Below are 24092 nucleotides of genomic sequence, written 5' to 3' on the forward strand. Positions count from 1 at the left end.
AATGATTAGTCTTTAATTCTCTCCCCCCTGCGGTATATTTGTATGACTTTTAAAGTCAAGCTGTATTATCTGTGTGTACAGAACTACTATAATTAAGTTGAGTATTTGCCATTAATTTCTATGTAACCTTCTGAAAGATCGCAACCCCATACAGTTGCAGAGGCTTCGCCATCACTAATATTTAGGCTCACATGAATATCTACTTTGTCTTTGGACATAATTTGCCGCAAATCTTCCAGATTCTCTGCGGTTAAAGTATCAGGATAAACTCTCACATTGTCGAATCTGATAACAACTCGTTCGGGATTTATTTGTTGTTCATTTTCACATTTGCCTATAGCCATAGCAACCCTTCCCCAATTGGGATCTGCTCCATAGACAGCGGTTTTAACTAATGGTGAATTAACAATTGCTTTGGCTACTTTTTTAGCTTGTGCATATAGCGGTTCTCGCTTGAGTGAAATACAAAATGTGGGAAGATGATGAATGCTGTAGCAAAGTTTATCTGGATGAAAGCATACTCTAGTGACCTTCGCCAAAAAGTGATTGATGCATATAAAAATCAAGAAGGTTCTCAAAGACACTTGGCAAAAAGATTTAGTGTGAGTTTGACATTTATCCAAAAGCTACTAAAGCGATATCGAACTAGCGGAACAGTTGAGCCAAAGGCACATGGAGGCGGTAATACGGCTAAACTTAACAACGAACAGATGGCATTGATAGTGACTTTGGTAGAAGAAGATAATGATGCAATCTTGGTGGAGTTGTGTTCTCGATTGGAGGAGCGAACAGGTGTGAAAGTTAGCCGAGCCACAATGGGCAGAATTACACACAAGTTGAATCTGACGCGCAAAAAAAAACGTTGCACGCAAGTGAAAAATACACAGAACGAGTGCAAAAACTGAGGGCACAATATTGGACAACTATTGGGGAGGTCAACCTCAAAGACTTGGTGTTTATTGATGAAGCGGGAGTTAACATCGCTATGACTAGACTGTTTGCTCGTTCACCCCAAGGTAGCCGTGCTTATGGTACTCGTCCTGACGGTCGGGGCAAGAATGTCACTATGATTGGAGCAATATCGTTAGAAGGTATCATTGCTGCAATGACTTTTACTGGTAGTACCAATGCGTCGGCATTTGAAACCTATGTTACTCAAGTTTTGGTTCCAAATCTTTGGCCAGGCGCAACTGTTGTTATGGATAACTTTAGTTCTCATAAAGTTACTGGTATCCGCGAAGCGATTGAAGCTGTGGGAGCCAGATTAGTTTATTTGTCTCCCTATTCTCCTGATTTTTCACCAATTGAAAATTGTTGGTCGAAGGTGAAAGAATTTTTGCGTTCGCAAGCTGCCAGAACCTACGAAGAATTAGATCAAGCTATCACAAATGCCCTAGATGCAGTGACTAAAAAAGACATTATTGGATGGTTTACTCACTGTTGTTACTATATTGCACCCAACTGAGAACCGCTATATTTGCTTCAATAGCAGCATCAGTAAAGAAGAAAGTTAGGAGGGTAGCCATATTCGGCTCAATCATACCGACACCTTTGGCAATTCCCACCAGGTTAGCATTTCCGATTTTACGTGTAGCTAATTTCGCTACTGTATCAGTGGTCATAATACCACGGGCTGCTGCATGAAAATCAGCAGCAGTCAATTTTTTTCCGAATCCTGATAAACCAGTGCGAATTTTTTCAATGGGGTAACGTCTGCCAATGACACCTGTAGAAGCTATCACAATATTATGTGCAGCAATTCCAGTTTCACCTGCAACTAATTGTAAAACCTCTTTGGCATCAGCAATACCAACAGAACCATTGGCGACATTTGCATTTTTAGATATAACGACAATTGCTTGTGCTTGTGAATCTTTTAAATTATCGCGGCTAATAGTAACACTCGGCCCAGCAAAAAGGCTTTGAGTGAAAACTCCATCAGCAACACAAGGAACTTCTGATTTAATGAAGACAAAATCATCTGTTGTATCTCGGATTCCCAAGTTACTAATAAATGCGCTAAAGCCCTGAGGTGTGGAAGATATACCTAATGACATTTTTCTTTATTTAATCATGTACTTCAGAATAAAGAATTCAAAATTCAAGAACCATAATTCAGTAGGTATTATGTATGAATTACGGAATAATAAACGTCAAACATGATAAGTTTTTAACAGAGCAAGGTCGGAACACATAGTTATGCGTCCCTACTTTGTATCTCATGTGATTGAGAAGCTCTATAAATACCCAATTTTCTGATTTTGATTCCTGAATTCTGAATTCTGAATTCTAATTATCTCAGTTTTTGGAACTGATAGAAGCTAACAAACTATAAATCAGGTAATGTTAGGGTGAATGTTGTCCATCCATTGCTGCTTTCTACTTGAATAGTTCCTTGCAATTGTTCGACTAACTTCTGTACTATGGGTAAGCCTAATCCTGAGCCACCTTGATTCCAGATGTCTGCATAAGGAAGGCGATAGAATTTCTCAAAGATTCGTGGTAATTCTGTTACAGGAATTTCTGTTGAGTTACTGATACTAATAATAGTTTTTGATGGTGTTTCTGAAGAATTGTGACCTACACTGAGGATAATTTCGCCGCCCGGAGGTGTATATTTACAGGCATTATTGAGCAATTCTCCCAAGATTCGTTCTAGGCTAGTGCCGTCTGAGGACAGCGGCGGGAGATTTGCAGGAAGATTTATCTGTAGAGTTTGCTGATGTTCTTGAATACGGATTTGAAATCGCTCAATCACCCAAGGTAGCCACTGTTGTAACAACAACGCATCAGGTGTAATTATGGAGTAGGATGAGCTTTCTAGGCGTTGTAAGTCTAGTAAATCGTTGATTAATTCTAGTTCACGATCGCACTCGGCATCCATCAGTTCTAGATAGTGCTGATTTTCCTGCATATCAGTAGAAGTCTGTAACATTTGAATCATGACTTTGATGTTACTCAGAGGCGATCGCAATTCATGAGAAACTAAACTCAAGAAGTCATTTTTAAGTTCATTTATCTCCTCTAATTGGCTGACAAGTTTCTCTTGCTCAATTTCCCTTTGACGCGCTTCAATAGCTCTTTTGCGCTCAGTAATATCTCGAAATATCAACACAGCGCCTGTAATGTTATCTTTGTCATCTTTAATTGGTGCAGCACTATCATCAATTGGTATTTCTGCGCCGTCTTTCGCAATCAAAATCGTTTCTGTTGGTAAATTGATAATACTACCATCTTGAAGCACTTTTGTAATCGGATTTTCAATAGGGTGATGAGTTTCTCCATTGGCAATATTAAATACTTCCGATGAATTTCTACCAAAAGCTTCTTCCTGTTTCCATCCAGTCAAATTTTCAGCCACAGGATTCATAAAAGTTACTAATTCTTGCAAATCGCTAGCAATCACACCATCGCTGATACTTTTTAGAAGTGCATCCAACCATTTTTTATTTGCTTTCAATTGCCTTTCTAAACCATGCTTTACTAAAGTTATTTCAATATTAGTTTGTAATTCTTTTTCTTTAAAAGGTTTGAGCAAATATCCAAATGGCTCAGTTATCTTAGCTCTTTGTAATGTGGTATCATCTGCATAAGCAGTCAAATAAATTATTGGAATATCCAACTGCCTAGAGATTTCTTGAGCAGCTTCTATCCCGTCCATATTACCTTTAAGTCTAATATCCATTAGTACTAAATCGGGCAATATTTCTACTGCTTTATTAATAGCTTCTTCTCCAGAAGAGGCGATGGCAGGAACTGTATAACCAAATTTATTTAATCGATACTGTAAATCTTTCGCAACAATAGCTTCATCTTCTACAACTAAAATTTTGGCGGTTGTCATATTTTATATTTGTATAAATGGAAATATCAATCGGCATTCTACTCCATTCTCACCTTTTATATCGATAGTTCCTGCTAATTGATAGGTGAGAGCATCGACTAACTGTAAACCCAGTGATGCTATTTTTTTTAAATCAAAGTCTGAAGGTAAACCAACACCGTCATCACTAACTTTCAAGATAAAATTATTACCATCACTTAGATAAAGTTCAATATAAATTGAACCTTTTCTACCTGTGGGAAATGCATATTTTAAGGAGTTAGATACAAGTTCATGGATAATTAAGCTACAAGGAATAGCTGTATCCAAACTCAGTAAAATATCCTCATCAATATTTATTTTGACGGCGATGGCATCTTCATTGACTTCGTATGCAGTCAATAAACTTACTACCAAGTCTTGAGTATATTCCCTAAAATTAATCCTTGCCAAGTCTTGGGATTGATATAATTTTTCGTGAATCAGAGCTATTGATGCAATTCGCTGCTGGCTTTGTTGAAATATAACCAAATCATCTTTGTCTTTGATATAGCCAGATTGCAAATTTAGCAAACTGGAAATAACCTGTAAATTGTTTTTTACCCGATGGTAAATCTCTTTTAATAACACCTCTTTTTCTAAAAGTGATGCTTTGATTTGCTCTTGCGAATGCTTGCGATCGCTAATATCTTCAATTACAGAAATAAAATACTTTGGCTCTGTGCTAAATTCACGCATCAAAGCTACTGTGAGGTTAACCCAAACAATGGAATTATCTTTGCGGAAAAAGCGCTTTTCCATTGAGTAAGTTTGAATACGATCTGCTAAAATCTCGTCAACATATTTTAGGTCAGCCTCAAGATCGTCTGGGTGCGTAATATCTTGAAAAGTTATCAATTGTAGTTCTTCGAGTGTGTAACCAACAATATCGCAAAGCCTCTGGTTAACTAACAACCATCTTCCATTTATTTCCACATGAGCAATGCCGACAGCAGCTTGATGAAATGCAGACCGGAATCGCTGTTCGCTTTCCCGCAATGCTGCTTCCATTCGTTGGCGCTGAGTAATTTCTGCTTGTAATGATTGATTAATTCTTGTTAACTCTGCTGTCCGTTCCTCAACTATGTTTTCTAGTTGGTTAAGTAGACTACTGAGCGCTTCCTCTGCTTGCTTGCGCTCAGTTATATCCGTGTGCGAACCTGCCATCCGCACTACATTACCGTTTTCATCCCACAGTCCTTGACCCCGATTTAAAACCCATTTGTAGCTGCCATCTTTACATAAAACTCGATGCTCGGTAATGTAAAACGGTGTTTTTTTTGCAAAGTGATCTTGAACAGCTTGTGTTACCCAATTGAGATCCTCAGGATGCACCCGTGTCAACATTTCATCTAGATGGTTAGAAATTTCGTGGTCTTGGTAACCTAGCATTTCCTTCCAACGAGTGGAGAAAAAAACTTCATTACTTTTAAGATTCCAGTCCCAAATTCCATCATTATTACCACGTAAAGCTAATTGCCAGCGTTGTTCGCTTTCTCTTAAAATTTCCTCAGTGCGTTTGCGCTCAGCAATTTCCTTTGCTAGTTGACAGTTGGCCGCCTCTAGTTGAGCAGGACTCGGTAAAGCTAATGCCTGAGGTATCAATGGCACAAGCTCTAAGGCGGTAACTACGGAGACAAAAGCGGTAATAGCTTTAATTAACCCTGAGACCCAATAAGTAGGATACCAAAGCGTCCACACATCCATTAAATGAGTTGTGCCACAAGCAACAATGAATGTGCTAAACATCAGGAATATCCAGTCAAAAGGGACATCTCGTCGTTTGCGAACAAAATAAATTAACATTACTGGAATTGAATAATAAGCAAGTCCAGTTAGCACATCTGAAAGTAAATGCAACCATACCAGTCCTGGTTTCCAGAGGTAGCAATGTCCGTGAGGAATAAACTCTTTAGCAGAGAAAAAATTATTTAAAAATTCCATGCTCAAAACCCATATACTGCACAAGTCCTTATGGAAGCCAGAGTGTGAGAGATTTTTTGCCTAGCTTCGTAGACGCACAGACGCCTAGAGTGTGGCTTCTCACATTTGAAAAGAGAAAACATTCAGCGTTGGTCATACTATTGCTGTAGTATCAAGCACAAACTGTAGGCTAGGCTTGAGTACGCTTGGACGTTGGCTGTGGCTTCTACATCATTGTTTACTCATACTTTGTAAAGTTTTTAACTTGAAAATTTAAGATTTATCTAAATTAAAATACCGCGATCGCTTTAGTGATTGTTACCGTAGATCTTCTGAAATCAACCATTTATATATAGCAAGTAATCCACAATGATTAATGAAAAACAAAATCCCCGACTTTTGGTAATAAGTCGAGGTTCTGCCGCTTGTAAGGATCGCAAATTGAGATTAATAAATTAAGAACGTGACATAACAATGATGCCAATCAAAATTATTCCTAGCCCAAGGTGTTGGTTGAGGCCAAGGCGTTCTCCAAAAAACCAACTTCCAGTAATAGCAATCAGGCCAAATCCCAACCCAGCGAAGACAGGGTAAGCTGTTGAAACTGGTAATTTATCTAATGCTTTGCCAAATAGCACAACGTTTATGCTATAGAAAACCAGTCCGCTGATAAACCAAGGGGACAATAACAATGATACTAAACCAGGATCGGGAGCTTCAAGACGCGATCGCTTTAATAACAAATTCCCAATGCAACTATTGATGCTAGCAGCGAAAACAAAACTCCATGTGTTGAAAGTAAAATTTATATTCATAGAATCCTGGTTAAAAAAATTATTTGATAAGCCATAATAAACTCTCTTTTTGAGCGCTTGTCGATTTTGAATAACGATAGTGATCGCTTATTTCATAAAACTGAATATTGTAGGAATTTCTCTATATGTTAAAAATATTAAATTGAGACAATTTATAGTACTCCTAAATTGTCTCAATGTTACTTGCCTAGAATAATTGTCACAAGTAAAATAAGATTTTGTATCTTATTTTACTGCTTCAATATTAAGACTTACAGGATAAAATTTACCTGCAACGAAATGTTGATATACAGAATAATCGTTAAAGGTAGTCATTTCACAAGAATTTGGTTGCCATTGTCGAATCTCTTTAAATCCTACTCTTTTTAGTAATTTTTCTGCACTAGAATTAGTGAATGTTGTCATATGAAAGTTATGTTCATAATCCTGACCTCCCATTAGAATGGCTAAAATCGTATCAATGTTGTTTCCGTTTTTTTTGTAGATGTTTAGCAATAAATCAAAATCAGGAACAGATAAACGTAAGATACCACCTTTTTTCAGCACGCGAAACCATTCAGATAAAACTTTAGGAACTTTAGTATGGGGAAAATGTTCCAAACAGTGTGAAGCGTATATGAGGTTTACACTATTGTCTTCAAAAGGAGATAGTTTATCGATTGATATTTGATAGTGAATATGAGGTGCTGCTAAAAGATCAACGTTAACAAATTTAGGATGTATAACAAAACCACATCCTAAATGAAGATTGATTTTTTCCGTTTCAACTGCTGATAAATTAAGGGGAAAAAACTTGCTTTTTATATTTGCATATTTGAGGCGTAAATACACTGGAATTAAACTTTTATAGAAAGTAATATTCATAAGTTGAATCCTTAAATTATGGGCTTAATGTTTAATTGTCGGTGAATACAATAGCCGTTTACTAGCTATATTTGACGCTTAGCTATTGAATTCTATTAATATTCAAGCAGGTAGTAATTATTGCTTAATTGCTAGCCAACGCAATACCCAAAACACATTTTTGAATTTTTATGCATTGGATTTAGTATTAAAACTAATATCTTTAATCAACTTAGCAAAACGAGGCATGTCAACCATAAATGAGAAAAGAGCAGATAAGGAGTTACGCTTTTTCAGTCCCCAAGGTGTTAGCTTCCAGGTTGCAACAAATCCATTAGGCATATGCACATCTCCTGCTAATTTAGCATTCTGTTTAGCTTCGTCACCCTTGACATACGCTACACCCCGACCACCTGGTAAGTGAGTATAGTTATGATTCTGATGTATGGCTGTAACTACATCTGTGGCATCAACAATCGGCATTCCTAATTGACGGGCATGATAAACCATCCAATGATCCCAATGACCTCTTCCAACAGCAAAAGATGGAATTTCAGCATAGAGCGGTTTAGGAAATACAAAATAATCCATACATACAATTGACGCTAATGCTCCGTGTTTTAAAATAAAGTGACGAAGCTTGCTGTCCCAACCAGGTATGTCAAAGTTCAGCGGTTCTGTAATGTTCACATCAGTACGCTGTCCAGTCATGACAAAATGATCGAAAGATACGGTTTGTAATTGCTTGACAGCTAATAAAAAATCATTTAAAAGAATAATATCAGTATTTACATAGCTCAAAATAGAACCTTTAGCAAGTTCATGGGCCTGTCGAAATATACCATCTAACAAGGGAGTACCATATTCATTTAATTGAATATTTGGTATGTGAATTACATCTAAATTTTTAGAAATTTCATCGATGCCTTCCTCGTTACCAAACAAGAGTATTTGAGGTTGGGGAGAAAGTAATTTCCAACTCTTGATTGCGTTTTTTTGAATAATACCAATATGTCCTTTAAAGGCTTTAGGTACAGTAAAAATTGTAATTGGTTCTTCAGTAAAATACATTAGCTAATATCCTCTGTTAGTGGGAGTACAAAAAGTTATATGTTTCCTATTGAAATTACAATTGAGCATCTAATTAGATTTTTGATACTTGATCGATAGTGAATAGCGATCGCTTTTCTAATACAAGGTATCCGATCTGCATTTATCTATTAACAGAGCGAATCGCTATTACAGATTAAGATAGCCAGAAATATGCAAGCGAATTGAAATGTTAGTGTAAACTTCTTCATCTAACTTGAAATCAATTATTCAAATGACTTAACTTCTTTTCTGATATATTCCATAATGATGAACTGATGCAGCACTACGATCTGTGGCAAAAATGTTGGCATTTGCACGCTTGCGGTTCAGTTTAACTATGTCTAAGCAATGGTAAACTTTATCTACAAGCTCTGGACAAAATTGCCCAATAGCAAACATTAGTTTAGTCATATTTGCTGTTAGCAGATTTTGATTAACAATTATCTCCGCTTTGTTTTGTTTGATAGCTTGAATCACTGCATTTGCTACATCTATTGGTGTAGATGTGCCTGCTAGCCAAGGTGCAGGTATCCGGCTATTAACAGTCATACCAGCTTCGGAGATATATCCCGGACAGATTACCGAGATATTAGTATTAGTAGCAGCTAATTCTTGCCGCATAGCATCAGTCCACATAATCAAACCAGCTTTACTTGCAGAATAAATGCTGTTATATGGGACTCCCTTTTTACCAGCCAGAGAAGCAATATTAACAATGTGACCAGTACGCCGCTCCAACATACTTGGTAGAAACAAACGGGTTAATTCCGCAGCAGCAAGTAGATTAATTGTCAATATTGACTGGAGATCTTCTAGAGAATAATCAACAAAATCTCGGTAAATTTCTATGGCAGCATTATTAATTATAATGTCTACTGGGCCAACAGCTTTATTAATTTGCTGTTTAAGAGTTGATAATTCTGCCACATTTTTAATATCAAAGGGAATACTTATCCCTTTGCCACCCAAAGCTTTTATTTGAGCGCATGTTATGTCTAGTCCTGACTTAAAACGAGAAACGCAAACTACAGTTGCTTGTTCCCTGGCTAAAGCACGAGCAATGTATACTCCTAAACCGCGTGATGCACCTGTCAAAAGTATTGTTTTAGCAGCTAAATTCGTCATGGTAAACACCTTAAGTTTGAATCTATTACTGTCACAGCATTTAAAACTAAACAAAAATTTCAGCTTTAGATAAGAGCTTTTTTTTAGAAAGCTTCACTATTGATTTTTATTAATTTTTTCGCAGCCTTTTTAGTATAATGGCTGAATAAGTTAAATTAAATGAGCTACAAATACACAGCATATTTTTTACTAAATAGAATACTTTTACCAAAAAGCTTTTGCTCGATCGCCTTGTAAAATATCAGGATTTTTAGTACTATAGCTTTGGATCTTATAATAGTAAAAAAAACTAAGTAATAATAATTTACTTTGATTAAAAATAGTATATAAATTAATACTTTTGTTTGCCATTACTAGCTTCAAAAATGTAATTGGGTGAGTCAATGTAAACCAAGGAAAACCAATATTTACCAACATGCTAATATTATGCTTTCCATAAAGTAATTTTAATGACTCAACAGAAGTTAACCATCTATAAATTTGTTCTATCCAAGCTTTTCTTTGCGGGTGTTCCGTCGTCATATCTGCGATCCTGGGAGTTCTGTTTGTAGAAATCACATCTAAAAATATGTCACCTATAAAGCCTGCATACTTGCTTAAGATTGTGAGTTGAGTATCTTCAGTTCTAATGCCTGGATAATTTATAGAAATTACTACTAACAAACTAACGATCACATCAGTTTTGCCAAATGTGCCTCCTCCCCATTTACACTGAAAGCTACTGAATCTACCATGAGCAATATCTATAAACCATTGGATAGGAGGCAGTTCTTCACTAAAATCAGGTAGCAAAACTTCAATTCCATCTACTATTGCTTTTTGGTAAACTGCGAACTTATTTCTTGTACCTAAAATATCGATTTCTGGGGAATTTAGGAGTTGATTTATTATTAATTTTAAGCCATTAGATTCTAAATCTATAACTGAATAATTGCGTGCTATTAAAAACTGAGATTCAGCATCAAAAGTCATTAAAAGGGCAGGCGGTATCCATCCATGTTCAATACTCTTGAGTAGTAATGAACCATAAATATCTCCCAAAACTCTAATTTTTCCTGCTGAGTATTGCCCCTGTTTTTGATGGATAACAAATATTCTATGTCTGTATTGGTAAGGGTCAATGTTAGTTAAACAATATGGTTTACCTTGGCACATTATATTGTCAAATATTGGTGCTGGAATATTGTTTGCTAACTTTTCCTCAGTATATAGATGAATGATTTGGGTATTTTGCAGCAAAGTAAAACGGTCGATAATACCGGGACATTCAAAGCCATGATTTAAACCAATGACTATATCAGTCGTCATTCCTATTTCCGAAATTTGTTGAATAATTTTAGGGATAGTATAAGGTAAATAATTTTCGGCTCCTTTAGTGGCTGCAACTATTCCTAATATTCGGGTCTTGTCGAAAGTATGGTTAGTTTGAGCCTGAATCCAATCTCTATAATACAGAACAGATTTTACATCTGCACTTAAAGTTCTGTTTTGTTTTTCCCGTAATGTAATTTTTTCTGGGGAAAAGTTTCTCGATTCATTAGATAGTTTGAGTAAATTATTCAAAAACATTAATTCGCTCCTTTCTATTATTTAAATGTTCAGTTTTTACTTGACCGTATTCCAGCTTGACGATTCTATCTGCTAAATAAAAATATTGGTCATCGTGGCTAATAACCAGTACAGTTTTTCCTCTATTCTTTAGCTCTAAAAGAAGTTGAGTATAAAAAATTTCCTTGAACACAGGATCTTGATCTGATGCCCACTCATCAAACATATAGATGGGACGATCTTCAAGGTAAGCAGTCAGCAGAGCAAGGCGTTTGCGTTGTCCTTGAGAAAGGTCTGTCGTAGAAAGTACGCCATTCTTGACCTTAACTTTATGGTCAAGTTGCAATTTGACAAGGTATTTTTGAGTTTCAGCATCGAGATTATTATTATCAAAACCCAGAAAGCGATCGAAAAGATAAAAATCAGAAAATACTACGGAGAACTGCTGACGATACCATTCTAAATTTTGATTATTAATAAGATTACCATCTAGATAAATATTTCCTGTTTCAGGCATGTAAAGGCCAGTAATTAATTTAGCAAGAGTAGATTTACCACTACCATTACCTCCTAGAATAAAAACAATTTCTCCTTGATGAAATTTCAAGTTAATCGGCCCAAGTACGAAACTGCTTTCTGCTTGTTCATGATAGTAGCTATGAGTAAGATTTACAATTTCTAAACATTTATATTTATGGGATAGTAATAAGGTATTATCAACAATTTCATTTGAATATGTTGCCAATGAAAGACCTAAAGATTCTACTTTTTTTAAGGCAACTAACGCTCTAGTTATATTAGGCATTGTACTCATAATATACTCTAGAGGTGATATTAAATAAATAATCGTTAGAGCGTAGGCAGATAAAATTGTAGGATGAATTTTATTAATAGTAGGTAAAGTAAATAAAAGCAAACCAATGGCAACAAAAAATAAAATTTGCCCCCAACTAGCAGCAGCAGCAAATATGCTCATACCGACAACATTATGATGACGAGATGATAGAGCAGTCTTATGCAGATCTTCTGAAATAAATGCTTGCCGTCTTCTGCGGTGTAGTTTGAGTTCCTTTATGCCTTGAGTTATGGTGCGGAAATGTTTAAACAATTTATCTTCTTGTTCGCGAGCCAACTTCAAAAAAGACATGGCTTTCATTGTTGGTAGTGAATAGCTGAATATTCCCAAAAACATAAAGCCAATACCTATAAGGAAAATCAGTTTAGATAACCAACTCAAATAAATTAGGCAGGCAACTACAATAGCAATATTAATGGATAAAAAAGGAATAATAATAATTGTGTTAGAGATTGTTTGGATATCTTCCACGAGAACAGCTAAAAGAGCATGAGAACCAATTTTTTCTAAATGTCGTAAAGGGGAGTCTAAAATACGACGACTTAAAAATATTCGCAAGCTGAGAATTGCTTTTTGTGAAACTTGGATTAACAAAATTTGAGAAAGAAAATTAGCAATTAGCCGTAGTAAACAGAGACCAACAAAACTCCAAAACAGTATAGTTTTCGATGGCTGGTTTTGATTCAATGTCGTATTAATTAGAGCAATTAAACCCGCAGCAGTACTACCGCTTAAAATACCAGCTAGCATTGCCAGACTGAGGTGAAGAGAAGAAGTACGTAATAGTAGGCGAATTAGATTCATAATAGTGATTAATTAACAACGCATAGTCTTTGACTTGACCCATGTTGTTTATTCATGGTTAAATACTCGTTATTTATGCTTAATATTGAAAATCTTTAAATCAAGTGCGGTAACTCAAGAAATTGTTACTATAAGCAATAAAAATTCATGTTTTAATGAATCCAAAACTAGCTATAAGTTGCAGAATAGAGGTTTTCTAAAGCTAGTGTATGCTAACAATCATATTATTGCTGTCAACGCAATGTTTAAATCGCTTAATTAACCCATCAAGTTCTGATGTATAAGCATACTATCCCAGTGAGATACTCAATCGCAACTCATATGCAACTCATCATATACAGTTATTCTCACTTGAGATAAATGTGTAAATAAAAACCCCGGCTTATTTGATAAGTCGGGGTTTTGTAGCTTTGAATTATCACAACTCATATAGAATTACTATAGTAAGTTGAGTTAAACGAAACCAAACCAAACAATAAGTATTTAATAATAGGCTGAGGAAGTAACTTAGCCTACTTAGCTTTTTTTATACATTTTACATTCTGCATTCTTCTATCTTAGGTTTTAGAGAAGCAAAATGTTTCCCACCTAGTTCAATTTGTCCCTGTGTACAGCCATCTTTCAATCTTTGAACTAAATATTCCAAATCATGAGCTATAAAATTTGCGCCATGATCTGGTTCGATTAAACTAACTAAAGATATGTTGCTTAGTTGTTGATTAGCCAAGCTAGAAATACCCAAAAAATTGAAGACACCAGATTCATAAGTTCCACAAGGAACGGAAGGATTATCAACTCCAACGCAGTATTCATTTGATTTAAACCAATCAAATGCTGGATAGCCGTGGAAATGGACAATTGGCGCGCCATCTTTGATTAATTCTGGTGTATATAAAGCAGCAGAAAGACTGATAGCAAGCATGACATAGATATCATAAGAAGGTTTCATATCTGCTAACTCCGAACGAATCACTTTAGGTAATTGGAGATATAGCTTTTCTTTCAAACCAATTCTGATAACATCGTCAGCGATATTCAAGTCTGTTTTATTAGACCCTGAGCGAGAGCTTACAAGCCAAATATCGGGTATTTGCCTAAATACATACTCTTCTAATTTTTTGATTTTAGCATAACGTCTACCTTTGTCATTTTGACGAATTTCATTAGTACTAAATCCTGAAACAGGTAATAGATTTTCCCACTCATTTTTTGTAATTTCTATTTCTCCAAAATATTGTGGTGGTTCAGCGTAAGCAACAAAACCATAAGAAACACCTGTTCTACCATTTATAATGATGCTAACAATATCTCTATGGGATTTTCTTTTAATAACTTCATCCAGCTTAAAACCAGGAGGAAATAAACCTGTTGATGCCAACTCTTGACCTAATCTTACTAGTTGTGCAGCATAAATAGATTCTTGAGGATTATACTGCTCTACTTCAAATCGACTTAATAAGAGTGGAGCAATTGGTACAAAAACTTTAGGGATTAGTGATTTTAAAACAAAATTTCCAATCTCATTTCTTGTAAAAATGGAATCTGAAAGATTCATGTTTAATATGGAAATTTTATCAGATGATACACCAATAACAATTTCTGAAAATGTTCTAATTAAAGTGTTTAATCCAATGTTAATTTTTTGTTTATAAGGAATGAGAGGATTAATGAAATCATGGTCAATTTTAGTAATTACAATTACTTGCGTTTTACTGGGATTATCAACATATTTAGCTGCATAATCTTCAGCCCAACTGCTCAATCTCGCTATTTTAATTACAGGAATTTGCCGATTGTTTAAGATTAATGTAGAATAAATTTGATAGATAGTTTCTGCAACAACAATACCCAATCTTCTGATAAAAGAAGGAGGAATTTCTACATCAATAATTGCATTGACTTCTGATTTAATTCCCTTAAATTTAAAATTCTTCTTTTTGTTAATTATCGGGAGTAGAAGGTCATAGTTCAATTCTGCGATCGCTTCTTCCCAAGGTAAAATTTTGACACCGTAATATTTTAGTTTATCTTGTAATTCTTGGCGAAATTTCAAAATTTCTTGGTTACTGTAACTCTTAGATAAAGGTTTAAATGTAACTATTAGCTTTTGAGCCATAATTTTGGGATCGATAATTGGTGGCTTATATTCCACTGATGATTGCTGAGCGAATCCGCCAATTAAACGGCCGATAGTTTGAAGATTCAATCCTTGAGGTAAAGGCGCAGACTCTAAATCTATAGCTACATCCATTTCGTGCAAAAATGCGACAATTTCTGCTTTATAAGCAACTATTTTTTCTTGAATGTCTGGTGTGATTACTCCTTTTGGGGAGCGAATCTTTAATTTATCGTTATCAATCCACAAATTAACACCGAGTTGCGTAAGGTTTTCTACAAGTTCTGATACGTTCATAGTTTGATAATCTCCTAATTTTTTTTAAATATTGTTTTGCCAGTCTTTCAAGAAGAGTTGCGGGATTTAAAAACAAATGTAGAATTTGTAATCGGTAGTTTTTTCATTGGTTATAAGTTCTCATTGCTTGCTACAGTGAACTTTTGCTATGCAATATTTTTAATTTTGAGAGAAATTATCGTTTAAATTGCAAATATCAAAAATATTAGACATGAGATTATCTACAAGATTCTCCATAGTCTTTTGACTAATTGAAGGTTGAGAGAATGCAACATTTAAAAACATTTTTTCTTGGAATGTGGAAACATGAATCGCAAAAACACCTGCAAAAAAACTATTAGAACTAATGAAACTGATTTCTTCGAGTTCAAAATTACCGTAGTTTCTGGGAATATTAATTTTACCAACATTAGAAACAGACACTGTGGCGGCTATTTTTTTGGGACAAATGAAACAAAAATCTATAAGTCCTTTAGCAATTAAAACCATTCTAAAAAGATCGCCATGCTTTTTACTCGCTTCCAACTTATGTTTCACTTCCCTAGCTAATTCCCAAAAGGAACTGTTTGGTTTTATCAGATGAAATTGCATGATAGAAGAGGCCAATATAGCTAGATCTTTATCACTAATTGCAGGTTCTAAATGTCTTCTCAAATCGAGATAGGATAAGCAATTTACTCGTATATCCTTTTTAAAACCTTTAGTTATTGTTTTAGCTACCGTCAACATCATTGCAGCACATAAAGCATTGTGTACCGTTGTATTTTCTTGTTTACAGCAATTTACAAACTTTTGGGTTAAATCTTGGTCAAGTTTTCTGTGGATAATATTGCAACTACGCTTTGGAATAGGTACATACTTTTCAAAACCTAATGTTTTTGGTCGATTCAAGATTTCTTGTAACCCAAGCTGTAACAAAAAAATCGTGCTATTTATCCTACCTCTAAACCCCTTAGTCCATTGAGGCATTAGTTCTTCAATAGGTAGGAGTGGGGTTAAGCTAGTAACTGAATCAATTGGTTCGCCTGACACAATTTTTTGGCAAAAAGTTAAGATTTCTGAGTGAAGTCGGATGCATGATAAACCATCTGCGATCGCATGGTGTACTGTTGTGATTAAATAGTTTATAGGTTCATCACCTAAAACATAGACAATAACCACTCTGAGCAGGCTTTTACTACTATCAATTACCTGGTTCATCTCTTGGCGAACAACTTCTTGCCATTGGTAGTTATCTAACGCTTTGACAAGGTGCAAAGGAATATTTACTGTTTCTTGAGTTTGAAAGCTGAGACTATTCCAAGAACGCACAATTCGGGAATTAAGACGAGGATGGCGGCACTGAATTATTTTCAAAGCCTGTGTCATAGTTTCTTCATCGATACAGCCATTGATACGGCTAATAGTTACGATATTCCAGGTTTTAGCACGGCTATTTAAAAGTTCCATAGCCTGTTCAAGGCGTCCCAGCTTTCTGTTGTAAATCATTTGAATTTTGATAACTGTTCAAGAACAGTTTTGACGTTTAAATCTCAAAAATTTCTGACTGTGAAGCTTTACATTCTTCGGCTAAACGCTCAGACAATGTTTCAATAGTGGGATAACGCCACAATAAAATTGGAGATAGTTCAAAACCAAATAACTTCTCGGCTTTGCTAACAAGAAGCATTGCTTGTGCTGACTCTAAACCGTAGCTATCTAAAGGCTGCCGCACATCTATATCTTTAGGTTCGACTGCCAACTGCTCTGCAATATGAGAAACTATCCAAGCTTGAATTTCTTCTGCGGTATAAGACTGCTTTTTAATTATTTCAGGAGTAGACTGGCTCATTTTCACACCTTTAATTTTATGAGAAAATAGATTTAGCGATCGCCACTATTTAGTCTGTTTATTGGGGAATTTTGGTCACTATCTACCGATGCCAAAAATCTCTATTGCCCTAGTTATAGCTGTACCAAAATTACATCTATTTCATGTTTGCCAAATATATATTTGGCTACGTGATAATTATTAACTAATTAGCTACCCGAATCCGAATATCACCTTGTATTACGCATTGACAAGCTAGGCGAACATTGGGATTATCTGGAGCCAACACATCAAGTAAAATTTGCTCCTCATCCCTGACAGGAGTTAAATTTTCTATCCCACTCACAACTTCTATCAAACAAGTTCCACATGCAACACTACGACAACCAAAAAAAATTGAACTAGGATGTTCGTCACAAATCTTTGTTAAACGTTGATTTGCTTTGACTTGCACTGTTTTATCATCATCTTCAAAATGAATAGACACTATCATTGCTAAATTCACCCTGATTTTGAAAAAAAGTTAACAGATATAACTAATATCCCAAGTGTTTAGCGATAAAAAATCAGAAATCAAAAATTTTCAGTAATCAAATGTTATTTTGATGCTTCCATAATTCTGACTTCTGTTAGCGCAGCGGGGCGTAGCCCATTCTGACAACTATTAGGCAACTTCAAGAAGCTTGTAAATCTCTTTAATCGCCAGAGCATCCTGATAACGCTGATAGCGGTTACCCAACTTAGTTGTATTTAACTCTAATCCCAGTTCTTTAATCAAACGCTCTAGTTGCTGGGATTTGTATTGCCAACTCTTTTGTTCCATGTAACCAATGATATTTCGCCACTTTGAGCTTAGCTGTCTCCAAGAATCAACTAGTTGGCTGATATCTACCTGCTTATTAGCTAATTCCGGATGATGCAGAGACATACGTAGTGAATTCAGCCCAATTCTAGTATCAGTTAACAACATTCCTTGGGCAGTAAGATCTAACTTCTCCAAATAAGTTGTGTAACTAGCATTAATATAGTCTTCCACAATTATCTCTAGGAAATGTCTAACAAAATCTTGAGCCTCCGGAGGAGCTACTTTATACAGTTCTACTCCTAGCTCAAAAGATGTTGTGTAATGACGTGCTTCATCTGTTAAATGACCTTGATTTAACTCAAAAGCTAATGGTTCATAGTCAAAATCTTCGGGAGAATCAAATAAATATGCTTCGCTTTTTTTTAGTTCTACGTTAGCCATATACCGATACAGCAAAGTCAAACTACCCAAGCCACTTTCTTGAACTTTTTCGGCTGGTAACATTCTCATGGCATCCCCAACCATAAACCGTAAAGTTCGATATGTGAAATTTTTACCTTGCTGCTGTGTCTCTTCCACTATGTTTTTCAGAAAGCTTTTTCCTTTTTGGAGATGAGACAAAATTGCATTCAAGCTTTCATCAAAAGTAAAACGAGTATCAAATTTTTCAAAATCTGATTGATGTACTATACCAACAGTTCCATAGAAAAAACTAGGCTCATCAAACGAACTTTGAATTCCTATTTCTCGGCAGACCATATTATATACTGTTCTAAATGACCAAATATGATCCATCTCTTCATTAGTTTCCTGATGAAGGATCATAAATTCGTCTGAGTATGGAGCAAAAACTTTCTCCGCAATACTCATATTAGATATCAGAGACTGATATTCGCTATTGGCAACATACTTATAAAAATTTGCAAAGAATGTTGCTGATAAAATTGCTTTTTGCCGACTGTTAAAAGAAAGCAGATATTCACAAATTGGTATGGGTAAAGGCAGCATCCCAGGATGGCAATACAGCTTTTCTCCTTTAATCCCTTGTTTGCTCATAGCTATAGCAACCGGTTTTAATTCTAGGGCATTGCTATGTGCCTGCTCAAAAAGCTTATTTTGGATATTAGGAATTCTGCGATCGATTTGAACAGTATTCATGTGATTTTTCTCCTTTATTGAAAATTAACTGGGCGATATTCACTATAGGAAGCTGGCATTTGTAAACCCTGGATTTTTAAACTTTGAATCCGGTATAAAAACGCTGCTCCAGTCATAATGTGGTTAGCAACATCAACTACATGACGATTTTTTGAATCAGATAAATAAGAATCTCTAACCCAGTCGTTGAAGCTACCCATAGCTGGGCCACACCAAATTTGATAATCCATTTCTCTCCCCTTTTCGCCAAAATTAGACCAACGAGATGATAATCCAAGATACCAACGGAAAATTAAAGCCATTTTTAGTTTGGGATTGTTAACAGCTTTGGTTAATTTATCAGGATTGCGTTGAGACAAATAAGTAACTGTTTCTTCCCAAACTGCTTCTAAGCTTTTTCGTAAAACTTGTTTTTCCAACTTGTCTCTTTCTGCTAGGGGAATATCTTCAATTGAGTCATAATTTTTATATAATTCAAACAGTTTTTGCGCTCGTAAAGGAAAGAGAGTTCCTCTTTTAAGAACTTGGAGTTTTACCCCCATTTCAAACATATCTGCTGCTGGAGCCATCATCACATCAGCCATCTCGGCTTGAGCTAGCAAATGTTTAGTATGTTCAGAAGTTCCAGCTTCAATACAAGACTGATTAATTGAGCCGGTCACAACATAAGCAGCCCCCATCATAAAGGCAGCTAAGGCTGATTTTGGTGTAGCGATTCCTCCTGCAACTCCAACTCTCACCGGTTTTTCATAACAATATTTGTTTTGAATTTCATCTCGTAATTCCAAGATAGAAGGTAACAAACAAACCAGAGGACGATTATCTGTATGACCACCAGAATCAGCTTCTACAGTAATATCATCAGCTACAGGAATTTTTTGGGCTAGGGTTGCTTGTAATTCAGTGATTAAACCTTGCTCAACTAATTGCTTTAAAATTTTTGTGGGAGCAGGTTGAAGAAATTTAGTTGCAACTTCTCTGCGAGAAACTTTGGCAATGATTTTATTTTTGATTTCGATTTGATTAGCTGCATTCAAACCAAGTCCAGCAGCCCGGTAATAGATGATGTTGTCACTCAAATCTAAAAACGCAGAAGCTTCTATTGTTCTTACTTGATATTTAAGATACAAATCAACTACACCGCGTTCAATAGCAGGTTCACTGGGGCTGTGGAGTAAATTAAAAGCATAAGGCCCTTGGGGTAAAGCTTGTTGAATACGATTAATGGCTGCTTCGACACGACCAAGAGATAAGCCACCAGACCCAAATGAACTTAATATTCTCTCTTTACCAAGAGCAATTACCAGTTCTTCGGAAGCAATACCTTGAGCCATTGCTCCCGTGGCATAAGCATATTTTACACCATGAAAGTTGAGAAAATTTGAATCGCCTAACTGTTGAGTTGATATTGGTGGAACAGCTATTATTATTTCTGCCTGTTCAGTTTTTTCTTGATTGTAAGGATATAAACGGCCTTCGTTAGTTACACCAATTTTTCCTTCAACTCTAATAATATAACAGGGTTTATCTAAATTTAGCAACTTAGATTTTATGCCTGTTTCATGAAATGAAGCAGAATCTAAAATACCCTGCCAAATTTGATTATGAGCATGAGTAGATTCTGATATTTTGAGATAATTTCCATTTTTATTTAATGTATTATTCGTACTAATCATGTTTTATCCCTCTGTTCAGGTAATATAGTTGAATAAAGTTATGTGAATCTTATTAGTCAAATAACTTTTGATAGCAAGCTATTTGCAATTGAATCATGGCGCTGATTTGTTTTAGCGACTCTTGTCGCCCTTGTAAAAAAACACCATGAGCTTTGGTCATCTGGGAAGCATTTTCGCTCAATTTTTGATAAAAAGGGCTGCGGAAGTTCAATAATTGGGATTTCTCTAGATTGTAAGCGGTTAAATTGTATTGATGATTTTCTTCTGTCGTCTGAGTTCCGTTAATTTGCGATTTTTCTACAGTTTGCAAATTGCGTTCTTTTAATAATAACTGAGTAGGTTGGCTACTATTTGGAAGATTGGTTGGCTCTGATATATTCTCTAGTTGGCTAGAAAAATTTTCAGCATTTTTGACAGGAGTTTCTGTAACAAAAGCATTCATTGGTGTCAATTCCTTTAACTTTGGTAGTGTATATTGGTGTTGTTTCGCATTAATGGTGGAATGTAAATCTATATCTTGAACAATTTTTTGATTGTTCTTTTTCAAAAATGTGTAATTAGTCTTACTGCTTTCTAAAACTATATTTGTAATTTTAGACTTGGCGGTGGAGAATTTTTTTTGTAATGGAGAATATAGTGGTGATAAATCTAGATGAACTTTATAACTCACAAGTTTTGCTAAAGCCTTAATAAAAGAAGTATGATCGTCTACACCTCTTTTATTAAGTGTTATTGTAATGTGTTCTTTTTGGTTGAGGACTTTATCAATCCATCTAGAACAGTTACTACCTGCGCCTACTTCAATAAATATGTTGAAACCATCTTGATAAACGCGGTTAATTAACTGAGGAAAATTAAGCTGTTGACAGAGGTTTTTAGCAATATTGTGAGCGATAGAATGGCTGTCTAGTTTAATCGGTTTATACTCGGCTGCGGAATAAAAGATCGTTTCTGGTACGTTTTGGGTAGGTAATGTATTTAATCTCACAAGTTCATCGTACTCAGAACACATTGGTTCACAGTGAATAACATGGGTGAAAGGAGCAGAAAAAGCATCACAATTGAGATTGGTAATTACCCGCTGACACGCTTGGATATCACCAGCGATCGCCACTTCTTCTGTAGTATTAATTAAAGGCAAATAAACTCGCTTTTGGTGTTTAATTGCTTCTCTCACACGAGATACTGGACACATAACAATATAGTTACGCCAGAAATTTTCATGTTTACCATCTTCTGCTTGAGATAATCCCCAATACTCGCGCACAGCATTTTTCGGCCCAGATAGCCTTGTCTTCAATAGAGATGATGAATTAAAGCCGTCACTACCTTCTTCAAACTGAGTCCAGACACCTTGAGCCAACATCATGCTAATTTCGCCCAGACTATAACCAAAAGCACATTGAGCCTTTACTTGAAAATAATTTTTTAAAATTGCTGTCATCATTCCAGCACAGCCCATTTCTGATTCCAATACTGCTACTGAATCATCGAGAAATTGCTTTTCAATAGCTTCTAATTGCCTATTGGATAATCTTTCTAAACTTCGAGGATAAATCAGCTTTTCTACGTTAGCTACACGTTTATAAACGCTACCGATGAGAGGGTCATCATAAAGTTGAGGGAATAAACGAAATAGATTTCTCCCTAGTCCAAGATAAGCACTATAAGCACCTGGATAAACGAAAGCGATTTTACCTTTTTGTCCAAGTGGTTTTGCTGTGAAATAGCTGCCTAAAGGAGTTTGCCAATCTTTTCCTGTCTCGAAAGCATTAGTAACACCTTTGAGGGAATGCTGAATTTCCCGCTGCAATTCATCTTGATTATGTCCGAGAATTGCTAGAGTATAAGTCGCGTGTTGACGCTGTTGAAAAGTTGCAAAAGTCTGGCTAGCAGCAGCAGATAGGGAAGAACAGTTTTTAAGACTTTCTTGAAGATTGCGGATTTCTTCTAATAAACTTGATTGGTCATCAGCAGCGATCGCAAATAAATAATAAGGCATTTGCTGTAAATATTTGCTGCTATAATGCTTGTGGCTTACTTCCTCAGACAAAATTAAATGTGCATAACTCCCATCTACCTCCATCCCATTAATGGCAGCTATTCTTTTAATACTTCCTTTTTCTAGAAACCAAGGTTTTGATTCAGTAGGGATATAAAAAGGACTACCTTGCCAAACCTCTGGTATTTTAGGTTTAGACCAGTTGGGAACTCCGGGAATATAGCGATGATATAAACACAATGCTGTTTTCACTAAACTGGCTATTCCCGATACAGCATAGGTGTGGCCAATATTTGCTTTGACGCTACCAATTGCACAACTTAAATTGACTTCAGATGTGCCATATACCTGAATCAAACCTTGAATTTCTGACTCATCTTGCTGTGCAATTCCACTACCAACAACTTCTAAATAATTAATATCCTTTGGTTTGATATTTGCAAGCTCAAAAGCTACCTGACAAGCTTGTGTTACTGCTTCTTGGGGACTGGAATTTATGGAATTTTCTATGAGACTGAGGGCGTCAATTGTTGCATAGATGCGATCGTTTTCTTGTTTTGCTGTTTCATAGAGTTTTAAAACTACAGCCGCTGCACCTTCGCCTACTATCCAACCATTGACATTTTCATCGTAACTGAGAGTGTTTACACCTGTGTTGATTTTTGCAGCTTGATTTCTTAATAAAACACTAGCGCTATCTCCAGCAAGCTCAACTGCACCAACTAAAACAGCGTCTACTTCTCTAATTGCCAGTAATTTTTGTCCAAGTTCAAAGGCTTTGAAAACAGAATCATCTTCAGCATTTAATGTAAACGCGGGGCCAGCAAAATTCCACAATTTGGAAATATAATTAGCCAGATTGTTTTCGATATAACTTGGATATTCACTGTGTTTGTTAATGTCTGTTTTTGGAAGTTGATTTAGAGTCAATTCTGTAGCAGTAACAAGAATAATTGCTATTCTTGTTCCTTGAGTAAGTGCGGCATCTTTCAAAGTGCGATCGGCTACCTCAAGCATCAACAAATCTTGAGGTTCAAAATTCTCTACTTCTTCTGGCGGGATTCCTAAACGTAAAGCATCAATTTCAAAATCTTTGATGTATGCGCCTAATGGTGCAAAGTCTTCATCAAGATCGGACTTCTTCAGCAACTTTTCTTGTGTTTCTATTCCTTGCCATCGCTGAGGAGGTATAGAAATAAAATGCTGAGTTCCTTCATAAATACTGCGTTCAAAGGTATCTAATCCCTTGCAACCGCCGCCTAAATAGCAATCCATTCCTACAATTGCTATTTTAGGAATTTTATTTTTTGCAAATTCTTCCATCACCTATCTCCTCAAACTGATTTAATAGATTTTTTGG

Annotated in this window: 17 protein-coding genes and 2 pseudogenes; 2 read left to right on the forward strand and 17 right to left on the reverse strand. The window is 35.8% G+C overall.

Annotation, left to right across the window (positions count from 1 at the left end; translation table 11 throughout):
* Positions 1 to 92: 92 nt before the first annotated feature.
* A pseudogene (locus H6H03_RS16510) lies at positions 93 to 440 on the reverse strand (bifunctional ornithine acetyltransferase/N-acetylglutamate synthase); the annotation flags it as partial.
* Positions 441 to 509: 69 nt separating this feature from the next.
* Between H6H03_RS16510 and H6H03_RS40365 the strand changes: the two are divergent.
* Entirely contained in the window at positions 510 to 905 is a 396-nt protein-coding gene (locus H6H03_RS40365) for a helix-turn-helix domain-containing protein (RefSeq protein ID WP_242065743.1), read from the forward strand.
* Positions 863 to 1465, forward strand: coding sequence for an IS630 family transposase (locus H6H03_RS40370; protein WP_242057867.1), 603 nt, complete (start codon positions 863 to 865; stop codon positions 1463 to 1465). Before H6H03_RS40365 ends, H6H03_RS40370 begins: the two co-directional genes overlap by 43 nt.
* Positions 1466 to 1475: 10 nt before the next feature.
* Here the strand turns inward: H6H03_RS40370 and H6H03_RS16520 are convergent.
* The 16 genes and pseudogenes from H6H03_RS16520 to H6H03_RS16595 form a co-directional block, all read right to left on the reverse strand.
* Positions 1476 to 2057: pseudogene (locus H6H03_RS16520) on the reverse strand (bifunctional ornithine acetyltransferase/N-acetylglutamate synthase); the annotation flags it as partial.
* Between the two features lie 272 nt (positions 2058 to 2329).
* Positions 2330 to 3844: a hybrid sensor histidine kinase/response regulator gene (locus tag H6H03_RS16525; RefSeq protein WP_190956159.1), complete on the reverse strand. Its 1515-nt coding sequence runs from the start codon at positions 3842 to 3844 to the stop codon at positions 2330 to 2332.
* Positions 3845 to 3847: 3 nt separating this feature from the next.
* On the reverse strand, positions 3848 to 5806 hold the full coding sequence (locus tag H6H03_RS42240) for a PAS domain-containing sensor histidine kinase (RefSeq protein WP_190956160.1): 1959 nt from the start codon (positions 5804 to 5806) through the stop codon (positions 3848 to 3850).
* A 434-nt stretch (positions 5807 to 6240) separates the two neighbouring features.
* Complete coding sequence (locus H6H03_RS16535) at positions 6241 to 6600, reverse strand: DMT family transporter (protein ID WP_199338960.1); 360 nt, start codon at positions 6598 to 6600, stop codon at positions 6241 to 6243.
* A 225-nt stretch (positions 6601 to 6825) separates the two neighbouring features.
* Positions 6826 to 7464, reverse strand: coding sequence for a class I SAM-dependent methyltransferase (locus tag H6H03_RS16540; protein WP_190956161.1), 639 nt, complete (start codon positions 7462 to 7464; stop codon positions 6826 to 6828).
* A gap of 168 nt (positions 7465 to 7632) precedes the next feature.
* Complete coding sequence (locus H6H03_RS16545) at positions 7633 to 8514, reverse strand: hypothetical protein (protein WP_190956162.1); 882 nt, start codon at positions 8512 to 8514, stop codon at positions 7633 to 7635.
* 258 nt (positions 8515 to 8772) lie between these two features.
* Positions 8773 to 9660: an SDR family NAD(P)-dependent oxidoreductase gene (locus tag H6H03_RS16550; RefSeq protein ID WP_190956163.1), complete on the reverse strand. Its 888-nt coding sequence runs from the start codon at positions 9658 to 9660 to the stop codon at positions 8773 to 8775.
* A 204-nt stretch (positions 9661 to 9864) separates the two neighbouring features.
* The gene (locus H6H03_RS16555) at positions 9865 to 11229 is read right to left on the reverse strand and encodes a hypothetical protein (protein WP_190956164.1); all 1365 of its coding nucleotides are present in this window, start codon (positions 11227 to 11229) and stop codon (positions 9865 to 9867) included.
* Positions 11216 to 12868, reverse strand: a complete 1653-nt coding sequence (locus H6H03_RS16560) for a cyclic peptide export ABC transporter (RefSeq protein WP_190956165.1) — start codon at positions 12866 to 12868, stop codon at positions 11216 to 11218. Before H6H03_RS16560 ends, H6H03_RS16555 begins: the two co-directional genes overlap by 14 nt.
* A 535-nt stretch (positions 12869 to 13403) precedes the next feature.
* Complete coding sequence (locus H6H03_RS16565) at positions 13404 to 15281, reverse strand: TubC N-terminal docking domain-related protein (RefSeq protein WP_190956166.1); 1878 nt, start codon at positions 15279 to 15281, stop codon at positions 13404 to 13406.
* 159 nt (positions 15282 to 15440) lie between these two features.
* Positions 15441 to 16769: a phthiocerol/phthiodiolone dimycocerosyl transferase family protein gene (locus tag H6H03_RS16570; RefSeq protein ID WP_190956167.1), complete on the reverse strand. Its 1329-nt coding sequence runs from the start codon at positions 16767 to 16769 to the stop codon at positions 15441 to 15443.
* Positions 16770 to 16806: 37 nt separating this feature from the next.
* The gene (locus H6H03_RS16575; RefSeq protein ID WP_190956168.1) at positions 16807 to 17112 is read right to left on the reverse strand and encodes an acyl carrier protein; all 306 of its coding nucleotides are present in this window, start codon (positions 17110 to 17112) and stop codon (positions 16807 to 16809) included.
* A 184-nt stretch (positions 17113 to 17296) separates the two neighbouring features.
* Positions 17297 to 17584 carry a 2Fe-2S iron-sulfur cluster-binding protein gene (locus H6H03_RS16580; protein WP_190956169.1) on the reverse strand — a complete coding sequence of 96 codons (288 nt, stop codon included), beginning with the start codon at positions 17582 to 17584 and terminating at the stop codon, positions 17297 to 17299.
* A 171-nt stretch (positions 17585 to 17755) separates the two neighbouring features.
* The gene (locus H6H03_RS16585) at positions 17756 to 19054 is read right to left on the reverse strand and encodes a hypothetical protein (RefSeq protein ID WP_190956170.1); all 1299 of its coding nucleotides are present in this window, start codon (positions 19052 to 19054) and stop codon (positions 17756 to 17758) included.
* A 14-nt stretch (positions 19055 to 19068) separates the two neighbouring features.
* Positions 19069 to 20730, reverse strand: a complete 1662-nt coding sequence (locus H6H03_RS16590) for a PfaD family polyunsaturated fatty acid/polyketide biosynthesis protein (protein ID WP_190956171.1) — start codon at positions 20728 to 20730, stop codon at positions 19069 to 19071.
* A gap of 52 nt (positions 20731 to 20782) precedes the next feature.
* Positions 20783 to 24055, reverse strand: a complete 3273-nt coding sequence (locus H6H03_RS16595; RefSeq protein ID WP_190956172.1) for a PfaB family protein — start codon at positions 24053 to 24055, stop codon at positions 20783 to 20785.
* Between the last annotated feature and the right edge of the window lie 37 nt (positions 24056 to 24092).

This window comes from Nostoc paludosum FACHB-159 (assembly GCF_014698835.1).
In the GTDB taxonomy this organism is placed as follows: domain Bacteria; phylum Cyanobacteriota; class Cyanobacteriia; order Cyanobacteriales; family Nostocaceae; genus Nostoc; species Nostoc paludosum.

Coding starts and splice junctions, on each gene's coding strand:
- H6H03_RS40365 (WP_242065743.1), top strand. CDS start 510: ATGAAAGCATACTCTAGTGACCTTCGCCAAAAAGTGATTGATGCATAT.
- H6H03_RS16525 (WP_190956159.1), bottom strand. CDS start 3,844: ATGACAACCGCCAAAATTTTAGTTGTAGAAGATGAAGCTATTGTTGCG.
- H6H03_RS42240 (WP_190956160.1), bottom strand. CDS start 5,806: ATGGAATTTTTAAATAATTTTTTCTCTGCTAAAGAGTTTATTCCTCAC.
- H6H03_RS16535 (WP_199338960.1), bottom strand. CDS start 6,600: ATGAATATAAATTTTACTTTCAACACATGGAGTTTTGTTTTCGCTGCT.
- H6H03_RS16540 (WP_190956161.1), bottom strand. CDS start 7,464: ATGAATATTACTTTCTATAAAAGTTTAATTCCAGTGTATTTACGCCTC.
- H6H03_RS16545 (WP_190956162.1), bottom strand. CDS start 8,514: ATGTATTTTACTGAAGAACCAATTACAATTTTTACTGTACCTAAAGCC.
- H6H03_RS16550 (WP_190956163.1), bottom strand. CDS start 9,660: ATGACGAATTTAGCTGCTAAAACAATACTTTTGACAGGTGCATCACGC.
- H6H03_RS16555 (WP_190956164.1), bottom strand. CDS start 11,229: ATGTTTTTGAATAATTTACTCAAACTATCTAATGAATCGAGAAACTTT.
- H6H03_RS16560 (WP_190956165.1), bottom strand. CDS start 12,868: ATGAATCTAATTCGCCTACTATTACGTACTTCTTCTCTTCACCTCAGT.
- H6H03_RS16565 (WP_190956166.1), bottom strand. CDS start 15,281: ATGAACGTATCAGAACTTGTAGAAAACCTTACGCAACTCGGTGTTAAT.
- H6H03_RS16570 (WP_190956167.1), bottom strand. CDS start 16,769: ATGATTTACAACAGAAAGCTGGGACGCCTTGAACAGGCTATGGAACTT.
- H6H03_RS16575 (WP_190956168.1), bottom strand. CDS start 17,112: ATGAGCCAGTCTACTCCTGAAATAATTAAAAAGCAGTCTTATACCGCA.
- H6H03_RS16580 (WP_190956169.1), bottom strand. CDS start 17,584: ATGATAGTGTCTATTCATTTTGAAGATGATGATAAAACAGTGCAAGTC.
- H6H03_RS16585 (WP_190956170.1), bottom strand. CDS start 19,054: ATGAATACTGTTCAAATCGATCGCAGAATTCCTAATATCCAAAATAAG.
- H6H03_RS16590 (WP_190956171.1), bottom strand. CDS start 20,730: ATGATTAGTACGAATAATACATTAAATAAAAATGGAAATTATCTCAAA.
- H6H03_RS16595 (WP_190956172.1), bottom strand. CDS start 24,055: ATGGAAGAATTTGCAAAAAATAAAATTCCTAAAATAGCAATTGTAGGA.